General features: G+C 51.9%; 7 protein-coding genes. 6 read left to right on the top strand and 1 reads right to left on the bottom strand.

Going from position 1 to position 10648, the window contains the following annotated elements:
- The 5 genes from B2Z72_RS01010 to apbC all read left to right on the top strand — a co-directional run.
- The coding region (locus B2Z72_RS01010; protein ID WP_297003997.1) for an ABC transporter permease at positions 1-1238 on the top strand (1238 nt) is incomplete at its 5' end.
- 18 nt (positions 1239-1256) lie between these two features.
- On the top strand, positions 1257-2900 hold the full coding sequence (locus tag B2Z72_RS01005) for an ABC transporter ATP-binding protein (protein ID WP_296983488.1): 1644 nt from the start codon (positions 1257-1259) through the stop codon (positions 2898-2900).
- 182 nt (positions 2901-3082) lie between these two features.
- Positions 3083-4252, top strand: coding sequence for a transporter substrate-binding domain-containing protein (locus tag B2Z72_RS01000; RefSeq protein ID WP_296983490.1), 1170 nt, complete (start codon positions 3083-3085; stop codon positions 4250-4252).
- Between the two features lie 50 nt (positions 4253-4302).
- Complete coding sequence (locus B2Z72_RS00995) at positions 4303-5019, top strand: methylated-DNA--[protein]-cysteine S-methyltransferase (protein ID WP_296983491.1); 717 nt, start codon at positions 4303-4305, stop codon at positions 5017-5019.
- Between the two features lie 91 nt (positions 5020-5110).
- On the top strand, positions 5111-6205 hold the full coding sequence (apbC, locus tag B2Z72_RS00990; protein ID WP_296983493.1) for an iron-sulfur cluster carrier protein ApbC: 1095 nt from the start codon (positions 5111-5113) through the stop codon (positions 6203-6205).
- Positions 6206-6224: 19 nt separating this feature from the next.
- Here the strand turns inward: apbC and B2Z72_RS00985 are convergent, their stop codons facing one another.
- Positions 6225-7547 (bottom strand): methyl-accepting chemotaxis protein, encoded by a 1323-nt coding sequence (locus tag B2Z72_RS00985; protein ID WP_296983495.1) that lies wholly within the window; start codon positions 7545-7547, stop codon positions 6225-6227.
- 284 nt (positions 7548-7831) lie between these two features.
- Between B2Z72_RS00985 and B2Z72_RS00980 the strand changes: the two genes are divergently transcribed.
- Positions 7832-9874, top strand: a complete 2043-nt coding sequence (locus B2Z72_RS00980) for an NADPH-dependent 2,4-dienoyl-CoA reductase (RefSeq protein WP_297003996.1) — start codon at positions 7832-7834, stop codon at positions 9872-9874.
- The last annotated feature ends 774 nt before the right edge of the window (positions 9875-10648 follow it).

Here is a 10648-nt window from a genome sequence, read left to right as displayed (position 1 = left end):
TATTTTCTTCGCATACCGGCATGGCTTCTTTTATCGTTATCCTGTTTTATCTGACGATTGCTGTGATGGATTCGCTGCATTTTCGTGTTGCACTGGAAAAAGTCGAAGGTTCCGATGCCGTGCATTACGATCAGGAAGTGCGCAGTGTACTGGACCTGGCGTTGCATGGCTTGAAAGCCGGTGATGAAACGACCTATTCAGAACCGATGTCGCTGTACTCTTTTTCCAAAATCAACATGCAGGATGACGAAGGGCAGGTGTACCGCGATTATCCGCGCTTAAAAGTTGCTGGTGCGCACCTCGAAAATGAAGAGGGAAAATCCGCAGATATTGTCCAGCGCAGCTTTTACGCTGTGCTTGTTGCTTTATTCTTGTCGGCACTGCTGATCGCACCGCACTATTGGCTTAAGGGGCGCCATTCGGATTCTTTTCCATGGCTAACCGCTTATGCCACACTGACGGTATTGATTGTATTGTCCTGCTGGGTGCTGATGCTGGGTCAGGTCTACCATGTGTTTGGTACTGATAAAGTCGGTGGCGATATCATGTATCAGAGTATTAAAGCGGTTCGCACCGGCGTTTTGATTGGTACTCTGGCGACGCTGCTGACCATGCCTCTGGCGATTGTGCTGGGTATCAGTGCAGGCTATTTCAAAGGCTGGGTGGATGATGTGGTGCAGTATATTTACACCACGCTGAATTCCATTCCGGGTATTTTATTGATTGCAGCATCTGTGTTGCTGATCGACGTTTATATCGAAACCCATGCTGATCAGTTTAATCTGGTGGCCGTACGGGCTGATTTTAAATTTCTGGCGCTGTGTTTCATTCTTGGTATGACCAGTTGGACCGGTCTGTGCCGGTTACTGCGCGCAGAAACTCTGAAGGTTTCCCAGCTCGAATACGTACAGGCAGCACACACTTTTGGTGTCAGCCATGTGCGTACTATTTTCCGTCATATTCTGCCCAACGTAATGCATATTGTGCTTATTTCTTTGGTGCTGGATTTCAGTGGTTTTGTGCTGGCCGAGGCTGTGTTGTCCTACATCGGGGTTGGCGTCGATCCGAGTATGAACAGCTGGGGCAACATGATTAACGAAGCGCGGGCAGAGCTGTCCCGTGGTGATGTGGTCTGGTGGCCGGTCAGTGCAGCCTTTGTGATGATGTTTACACTGGTGCTCGCCGCCAACCTGTTTTCAGATCGGGTGCGTGATGCATTTGATCCAAGATTCCGCTGATGCAGAAGGTGTAACGCAATGACTGATAATCAACCTCTGCTCTCTGTCCGTGAACTGTCTGTTGATCTGCTGGGCAAGGCGGGCAAAACAGTCGATACACGGCTGGTGAATCAGATCTCGTTCGATATTCACGCCGGAGAAGTGCTGGCTCTGGTGGGTGAAAGTGGTTCCGGTAAATCCCTGACGGCTCTGGCGATCATGCGCTTATTGCCCGATGTGCTGGCGATCAGTGGCGGTCATGTCACTCTGTCTGGTACGGATATTTTTGCCCTGACCGAAGCCCGTATGAATGCTGTACGCGGCAGGAAGGTGGCTATGGTGTTTCAGGAGCCACAAAGCGCCCTGAACGCGGTGCAGACAGTCGGCCAGCAGATTGGTGAAGTTCTCAATCTGCATAAAAAGCTGAGCGCGGCGGCGTTGAAGCAACAGATCATCAGTCTGTTAACAGAAGTAGGCATCCCGGACCCGCAACAGCGTCTGGACTGGTATCCGCATCAGTTATCCGGTGGTCAGAAACAGCGGGTGATGATTGCCATGGCGCTGGCCTGTGAACCGGATCTGCTGATTGCTGATGAACCGACGACGGCACTGGATGTGACCATTCAGAAACAGATTCTGGAGCTGCTCAATGAGCTGCGCCATCGTCGCCAGCTGGGGATTCTTCTGATTACCCATGATATGGGTGTCGTTGCTGAAATGGCCGACAGTGTAGTGATAATGCGTCATGGCGAGATTCTGGAGGCATCGCCGGCGGGGCGCTTTTTCTCTGATCCGCAGCACGAATACAGCCGCATGCTGATTCACTCTCTGCCGGACCGTACGCATTTTCTCAGCAGTGGCGATGGTGATGCCTTGCTGGAGCTGAAGGATGTTAAAGTCTGGTTCGCTCAGCGTCGCGGTGTGTTGCAGCGCATTGCCAGTTATACCCGTGCGGTTGATGGCATCAGTCTGAAAATCGGCCGTGGTGAAACACTGGCTCTGGTTGGCGAAAGCGGATCAGGCAAATCCACCGCAGGTAAAGCTATTCTGTCCATGGAGCCTCTGGCCGCCGGAGAGATTTATTTCGCCGGTCAGCGCATTGATCAGTTAACACAAAAAAACTTTCGCCCGTTACGAAAAAAAATACAGGTGATCTTTCAGGATCCGTTTTCTTCAATGAATCCGCGCATGAGTGTTCGGGAGATTCTGGAGGAGGGGATGGTTTCTCTGGGTGTTGAGAAGAATGCTGCCGAGCGCGAAAGCACCTTGTGTCAGTTAATGGAAAAAGTTGGCCTTGAGGCCAGCCATCTGGATCGTTTTTCTCATGAGTTTTCCGGCGGGCAGCGTCAGCGGCTGGCGATTGCCCGTGCCATTGCCGTTGAGCCAGAGCTGATTATCTGTGATGAGCCTACCAGTGCTTTGGATGTTTCTATCCGCGGTCAGGTGCTTGAGTTGTTGCATCAGCTGCAGCAGGAAATGGGGCTGTCTTATTTATTTATCACTCATGATTTATCCATTATTCCGCATATTGCTCATAAATTAGCCGTTATGAAAAATGGCGTCCTGGTTGAGCAGGGAGCAACGGCGGACATTATGCAGAATCCTCAGCACGAATATACCCGGGCGCTGCTTGCTGCTGTGCCGGATGTTCCGGCGTGCAATGAAGCGAATATTACTGGCTGACGTTCAGTTTCTGTCGAAATTTCTTTTTGTCATTTGTAAAGAATGATACCCGTCAGTGGTTAAAAGACCACTGCCTGTTAGACTTCGGGAATCTAATAAAAGCGGTGATTTACGTGCCGATACGTGTTTTGTATTTTCTTGTAATTTATGCATTGTCAACAGGTGTCAGTGCTGAGCCACTGATGCTGACGACCGCATTGCATCCGCCATATCAGACGATGCAGGGCGATATTCTGGCCGGGCGCTCGGTCGCCATTCTATCCTGTGTTTTTGCGCAAACCGGTCAGGACTACGACATCAATGTGTTGCCATGGGTGCGAGTGGTGCAAAGCTTTAAACAAGGTACTTCAGACGGGATCTTTACTGCTGCGGAAACCAAGGAACTGAATAGCTTTGCCACCATGTCCAGTCCGCTGGCACTGGAGAAATGGTACTGGTTTATTAATACCGGTACTGATATTAAAAATATCAGACGGCTGAGGGTCGCGGCTATTCGGGGCAGTAATGAAGTTGAATGGCTGCAGGCCAATAACTACCCGGTGACCATCGTCGTGAATGATCTTCAGCAGATGGTGTATCTGTTAAGCAGCAGGCGCATTGATGCTTTTTTGTTTGATAAGCAGGCAGTGGAAAACAGTCTGCGCAAGCTGGATCTGGCTGAGGATCGTTTTGAAAGTGTATTTTCCGGCTATCGTCCGCTGGGGATTTATTTCAGTCATCGGTTTCTTGATGAACGGCCTTCGTTTCTGTCTGATTTTAATCGCCTGGTGAGCGATTGTATGCCGCGGCCAATGATGCTGGATCTGGCAGAAAAAAACAGGCTCAGATCCTGGATTGAAACATCGGTATTGCCACAACTGCCGCTGTCAGAAATCCAGCAGCAGCTGCAAGAGGCTAACAGGCAGCAGCGTGGCTGGAGTGCTGAGGATATCCGCAAGCAGGATCAGAGCTGGATCCATGCGATGAATCCAGACAGTGATGGAAAACAGAGCAAAGATGTTGAACAGGGCAGGCAACTGATCAACAGAATCAGTAGCCGTTCTCTGTCAGCGAAATTGATTAATATCCATCAGTCAACACAGCAGTGGATCGGAGAGATTTTTATTACCTCAGCAAAAGGGCTGAGCGTTGCGCACAGTCAGCCGACCTCAGACTACTATCATGCCGATGAGGAGCCGTTTAACGCAGCCGTAGAAGACGACGATGGTTTTTATCTCGGGCCCATTGCGTATGACGAATCGACGCACCAGTTTCAGGTAAAAGCGGCTGTGCGGATAGGGGCGAAGGATCAGCCTGCAGGCGTCATCTTTATCGGTATTGATGTTGAACAGGCTCTGCGTGTGACACACTGACACCTTCCGGCCCGTTTCGGGTCCGTTAACCGCCCGCAGGTGAAGCTCAGATGGCAATCCGGCAATATCAGGCAGCGATACTGCCACAGACCTACGGTACGCTGCTGGCGTGCTGGGTGCAGGCTGGCGCTGAAACACAGTTGCTGAAGGTGTGTTTTGTCGAGAGCCGGGCCCAGGCAATGGAAGAAATCCGTGCCTTCTGGCCGCAGCATTTCTTATCCGTCACACTCGCAGAAACGGAAGTGCAGGCACAAATACAAACACAGGCACGAGCAGCAATAGCACAAGCACCGGCACGACCAGCAATAGCGCTGGCACCTGCACGAAAAGTAACAGGAACCCCTGTTGCTGTTACCCTGCAGCAGGCACTGGCTTCGCCCTCCGATTGCCGGCAATCGCTGCAGTCGGCCGGTATTCAGTGTGTCCCCGCCGGGACGGATTTCCAGCAATGCGTGTGGCAGCAATTGGCCGCGATTCCTGCCGGTGAAACCCGTTCCTATAAACAGGTGGCTGAGGCGCTGGGCCGACCGGCAGCAAGCCGGGCGGTAGCCGCTGCCTGTGGTGCTAACCCACTGGCTGTTGTGGTTCCATGTCATCGCGTGATTGCGACCAATGGCGCGCTGGCGGGCTATCGCTGGGGGCTTGAGCGCAAGCAATCGCTGCTTGCCCTGGAATGCATGAATTCCTCTGACGCAGGAGCTGACCTTCGCTTTGAGGAACCTGCTGGTCCCTATCGCGACTTGTTCAACAGCGACGGCAGCGTATAACCCTGCGGCTTGTCTGTGGTAATTCCACAGCGAGGCGGTAAAATCCGGCTCAGATTATTAATTCTTTTCTATTTGTTCCTAAGGTGCTGATGTGACCCAAATTACCCGTGCTCAGGCGGAAGCCGCGCTGTCTGCCTACACCGACCCTTATCTCGAAAGCGATCTCATTGCAGCGGGCTGTGTACGGGATATCCGTGTTGAAGGCAGCCACATCGAAGCCGATATTCATATGGAATACCCATCGGAATATCTCAAAGACGGTGTTGCGCAGATGCTGCAGACGGCACTGGAAAACATTGATGGCTGCTCATCGGCGAAAGTGAACATCGACTGGGAGGTCGTTGCTGCCCGTCACCAGAGTGAGCTGGAAGCCATTTCGGCAGTTAAAAATATCATTGCCATTGCCTCTGGCAAGGGCGGTGTGGGCAAATCGACCACCTCCGTGAACCTGGCAATAGCACTGGCGAAAGATGGGGCCAAAGTGGGGCTGCTGGATGCTGATATCTACGGCCCAAGTCAGGGCATTATGCTGGGTATTGCGGATGGTACCCACCCTGAGACCATTGATAATAAGTGGTTCGTGCCGATTGAAGCTCATGGCATCAAGAGTATGTCGATGGCCTATCTGGTTACTGAGAGCACGCCGATGGTCTGGCGTGGCCCTATGGTGGCCGGCGCGTTAATGCAGATTATGACCCAGACTCAATGGGGTGAACTGGATTATCTGATCATCGATATGCCGCCAGGCACGGGTGATATTCAGCTGACGCTGAGTCAGAAGTTTCCGGTATCCGGCTCTGTAGTCGTGACAACGCCGCAGGATATTGCCATCGCCGATGCGAAGAAGGGTGTGGAAATGTTCCGTAAGGTGAATATTCCGGTACTGGGCATGATTGAAAACATGAGTATGCACATCTGTTCGCAGTGTGGTCATGCCGAACATATTTTTGGTGAGGATGGCGCTGAACGACTGGCGACAACTTACAACACCCGGGTTCTGGGTTCGCTGCCTTTGTCTAAATACATCCGGGAAATGGCCGATGAGGGCACTCCGGTAGTCGCTGCTGACGACTGCTCAGAAGTTTCCATGATGTACCGTCATGCGGCACGCAATATGGCGGTTGCGCTGCTGAAACAGAATCAGCAGGCCACTGCTGCACCGGTTATCCAGATTTCTGACGAATAACAATCCGTCAGCGGAAGCCTCAGTTTTTCAGGTCGTTGCTGAAGATACTGACGGCTTCCAGCGCTTCATCCGTACTGTTACGGATCTGAATAATCACTTCCCCGGCTTTTGCTGCCAGCTTCATGCCCCGGCTGGTCTGGTCCTGACACCGCTCCATGCTGATGATTGCCTGTTCGGTTCCCTTCTGAATCCGGGTGATCATTTCTGAAATTTCGCTGGTTGATTCGCTGGTGCGTCCGGCGAGCTTACGTACCTCATCGGCAACCACCGCAAATCCACGCCCCTGATCTCCGGCCCTGGCGGCTTCAATTGCCGCATTGAGAGCCAGCAGATTGGTCTGCTCGGCAATGCCGCCAATGGTGTTGACGATGGAGGTGATGCGTTCAGACTGCGTACCGAGATCGGTAATGTTGGCAGCCGTATCGGCCACCGCTTCTGATACTTTGCGCATTTCTTCACCGGCATTCTGGATCACCACGGTGCCGGTGGCGGCGGTTTCCTGAGTTTCCCGGGTCAGTTCCAGGGCGCGCATAGCATTGCTGGCTTCCTGTTCCGCCTGCAGGACGGCAGCGGTGATGTTGGTGGCAAACTTGATAAAGCCTGTCAGTTTCCCGTCAGCATCGAACAGCGGATTATAGGAAGCTTCCAGCCAGACGATATCGCCGCTTTTGGTTAAGCGTTTGAAGCGGCCAGAGACAAATTCTCCTTTTTTCAGCCGTTGCCAGAATTGGCGGTATTCATCAGACTCTGCGAATTCCGGTTCGCAGAAAATGCGATGGTGTTTGCCGGTGATGTCGCTCAGCTGATAACCCACAGTGGTGGTGAAATTGTCATTGGCAGTGACGATATTGCCGTCCAGATCAAATTCAATCACAGCGTTGGATCGTTCTATTGCTCTCATACGGCTGCGCACCCGCTCAATTTCGGCGACCCGGGCGGTGATGTTGGTGGCAAATTTGACCACTTTTACCACGGCACCAGACTCATCGAATACCGGATTGTAGGTAGCTTCCAGCCAGACCCGGCTACCGTCTTTGCGCAGTCGGCTGAATTGATTGGTGACGAATTCCCCGTGTCTGAGTTTGCTCCACAGGTCGGTATAGGCCGGAGATGCAAGTGTTTCGGCGGAACACAGATCCTGATGACGCAGGTGTGCCAGATCTTCCTTGCTGTAACCCATCAGTGCCAGAAAGTTTTCGTTGGCGGCAAGAACGTTGCCCTGCAGGTCAAATTCAACGCGTGCGCGTGAGCGGTTTATGGCCTCATAGATGGCGGCAGAATATTGATCGTCAGTCGCAGTGGGCTGGTTGTCTGTTGCCTTGATTTTACGTTTGAAGAACATGGTGCGCGCTCCGCGGGACTTTATTGAGAGAGCATAGGCGACAGCTTGCAGGCAACAAGGAGCATTCGTTGCAGATTGGTACCTCTGCGGGAGTTACGCTGTCGTTACATCCACATTTGGTGAGTTTGTTTGTTAGTGTTGATTACTTTAATGCGATGTTTGGTCATTTACCTGTCCGTGAGTGCGGGTAAACTGGGTAACAATAATAGTCAGCACAATAACCCCGCTGACTGCAGGCCGTTACATTCTGGCCTGAATAATGACAACAAGCGTGAGGCAACAAGATGAGCAAGTATTCCCATATCCTGCAACCGCTGGATCTCGGTTTTACCACCCTGAAAAACCGCGTGATGATGGGTTCCATGCATACCGGTCTGGAGGATCGTCCATGGCACTTCAGTGAGCTTGCCGAATACTTTGCTGAACGTGCCCGCGGCGGCGTTGGTTTGCTGGTAACCGGCGGTTTCTCACCTAACCGTCGCGGTGATCTGCTGCCGTTCGGTTCTAAAATGATGAGCAGCTGGCAGGTGCCTTTTCATAAGAAAGTAACCACTGCAGTACATGACAATGGTTCAAAAATTCTGCTGCAGATTCTGCACGCCGGCCGTTACGGTTACACCCCATTAAACGTAGCACCATCGGCTATTCAGGCGCCGATCAACCCGTTCAAGCCGAAAGAGCTGAGCAATAAAGAAATCTATAAAACCATCGATCAGTATGCCCGTGCGGCGAAGCTGGCACAGAAAGCCGGTTACGACGGTGTAGAAGTCATGGGGTCTGAGGGCTACTTTATCACCCAGATGATCAACAAACGTACAAACCAGCGTACTGACGAATGGGGTGGTTCCTACGAAAACCGTATCCGCTTCCCGCTGGAAGTGGTGCGTAAGATGCGTAAAACCGTGGGTGAAAACTTCATCATCATGTTCCGCCTGTCGATGCTGGACCTGGTGGAAGAAGCCTCCGATATGGAAGAAGTGCTGATTCTGGCGAAAGAGCTGGAAAAAGCCGGCGTCACCCTGATCAATACCGGTATCGGCTGGCACGAAGCCCGTGTGCCAACCATCGTTACCTCGGTTCCGCGTGCGGCCTTCGTTGACGTGACGGCGAAAGTAAAAGCGGCGGTCAATGTTCCCGTGGTGGCTTCTAACCGTATCAATATGCCGGACACCGCAGAAGACATTCTGTCTGCAGGTAAAGCCGACATGGTATCTATGGCACGTCCGCTGCTCGCGGACCCTTACTGGGTTAAGAAAGTCGAAGAAGACCGTGCCGATGAGATCAACACCTGTATCGCCTGTAACCAGGCGTGTCTCGATCACACCTTTGAAAACAAGCGCGCCTCCTGTCTGGTGAATCCGCGCGCCTGTAATGAAACCAACCTGATTTATCGGCGTGTCGCTCAGCCGAAGAAAGTGGCGGTGGTCGGTGCCGGTCCTGCGGGTCTGGCCTGTGCCACGGTTGCAGCAGAACGTGGTCACAACGTGACGCTGTTCGAAGGTCGTGGCGAAATCGGTGGTCAGTTTAACTATGCCTCCAAAATTCCGGGCAAAGAAGAATTCAAGGAAACCATTCGCTACTTCAACGCGATGATCAAAAAACACGGCATTCATCTGAAACTGAATCACAAAGTGACGGTGGACGAGCTGAAACAGGCCGGGTTTGACGAGGTTGTGGTGGCAACTGGTGTTGAGCCACGTGTGCCGTCTGTTCCGGGTGTGGAAAGCGATAAGGTTCTGACGTACCAGGAAGTGCTGGATAAAGAGCTGCAACTGGGTAAAAACGTAGCGGTGATGGGTGCCGGCGGTATTGGTTTCGATATCAGTGAATACCTGACCCACGAAGGTGAATCGACCACTCTGAATAAAGACGCGTGGATGAAAGAGTGGGGCGTGGATATCAGCAACTCCACCCGCGGCGGTCTGATGAAGCCGGAAATCCACGGCTCTCCGCGCAAAGTAGTGATGATGCAGCGTAAACAGTCTTCCCAGGGTAAGGGACTGAACAAAACCACAGGTTGGGTTCACCGTGCCATGATGAAGATGAAAGGCGTAGAGCAGATCAGTGGTGTGTCGTACGATAAAATTGACGAGCAGGGTCTGCACATCACCATCACCAAAGGTGAAGAGTCGACTCAGCGCGTGATCGAAGCCGATAATATCGTGCTGTGTACCGGTCAGGTGTCGGTAAACGAGTTGTATGAATCGCTGAAGGATGATGAAAGCAAAACCTTTAATCTGAATCTTGTTGGCGGCGCAGAATTTGCCGGAGAACTTGACGCAAAACGCGCCATTAAGCTGGCCAGTGAGTTGGCGGCAGGTTTGTAAGCCATCAGCAATGACTGCTCAATAGATGAAAAAACGCCGCTTTTTGCGGCGTTTTTTCATTTCACTGCCATGTTCACGACGGGTGTTAGCGAACGTTTCTCTTCGTTCTGAAATTCGGCTGAAAGGCAATGGGGCGAAGAAAAAATATATTCCAGATTTCCCCCTGTTTTTCTTTTTTGCGCCAGCATACTATGGCGCCGCTGTCCGGTTCTGGTCAGTCGTTTCTCACAGTCAGCCGTCAGAAAGGTAGTTGTTACGGCTGCTGCTTAAGTGTTGTGTGTTCTGGGTTATAGGTTGTAAGTTATAGGCTTATGCGTATAGCCGATACTTCTGTGTGTAATGATGAATCAGATAGCGGATGCTTCCGATAACGATTTTCTTCGCGGAGAAGGTATATGCATTTTTTCCCATCTTTTATGATTCTGTTTGCTATGTTTACGTCGTCATCCCGACGTACAGCCGCTGACGGTTCTTATGAAGACAAGCGCGCTGAAAGGTATTCTCCTGAGAATCCGTCCACCTACTGACCGGCCGCCGGTCGGCTTACAGGCGCAGATATGTGACATAAAAAATGCCAGCCAGGGCACGTGCTCTGGCTGGCATTTTTTATTTGTGGCCGATACTGAATGCTTGCGGCTTCGCCGCTTAACAACGCATTGCGGATAGAAGCTGTGAAGAGGGTGGCCAGTCTAAGTGCGGCGGTGTTTTCAGCTGGGCGTCTGTCTAATGGGTGTCTGTCTGCTGGGTGTTTATAGGTTGGGGGTCTATAGGTTG

The sequence above is a fragment of the Thalassolituus sp. UBA6592 genome, from assembly GCF_002433655.1.
Lineage (GTDB): Bacteria > Pseudomonadota > Gammaproteobacteria > Pseudomonadales > Oceanobacteraceae > Venatoribacter.
Note: the sequence above shows the minus strand (reverse complement) of the source record. Positions and strands in the feature narration are given on the sequence as shown.

Coding starts and splice junctions, on each gene's coding strand:
- B2Z72_RS00980 (WP_297003996.1), top strand. CDS start 7,832: ATGAGCAAGTATTCCCATATCCTGCAACCGCTGGATCTCGGTTTTACC.
- B2Z72_RS00985 (WP_296983495.1), bottom strand. CDS start 7,547: ATGTTCTTCAAACGTAAAATCAAGGCAACAGACAACCAGCCCACTGCG.
- B2Z72_RS01005 (WP_296983488.1), top strand. CDS start 1,257: ATGACTGATAATCAACCTCTGCTCTCTGTCCGTGAACTGTCTGTTGAT.
- B2Z72_RS01000 (WP_296983490.1), top strand. CDS start 3,083: ATGCTGACGACCGCATTGCATCCGCCATATCAGACGATGCAGGGCGAT.
- B2Z72_RS00995 (WP_296983491.1), top strand. CDS start 4,303: ATGGCAATCCGGCAATATCAGGCAGCGATACTGCCACAGACCTACGGT.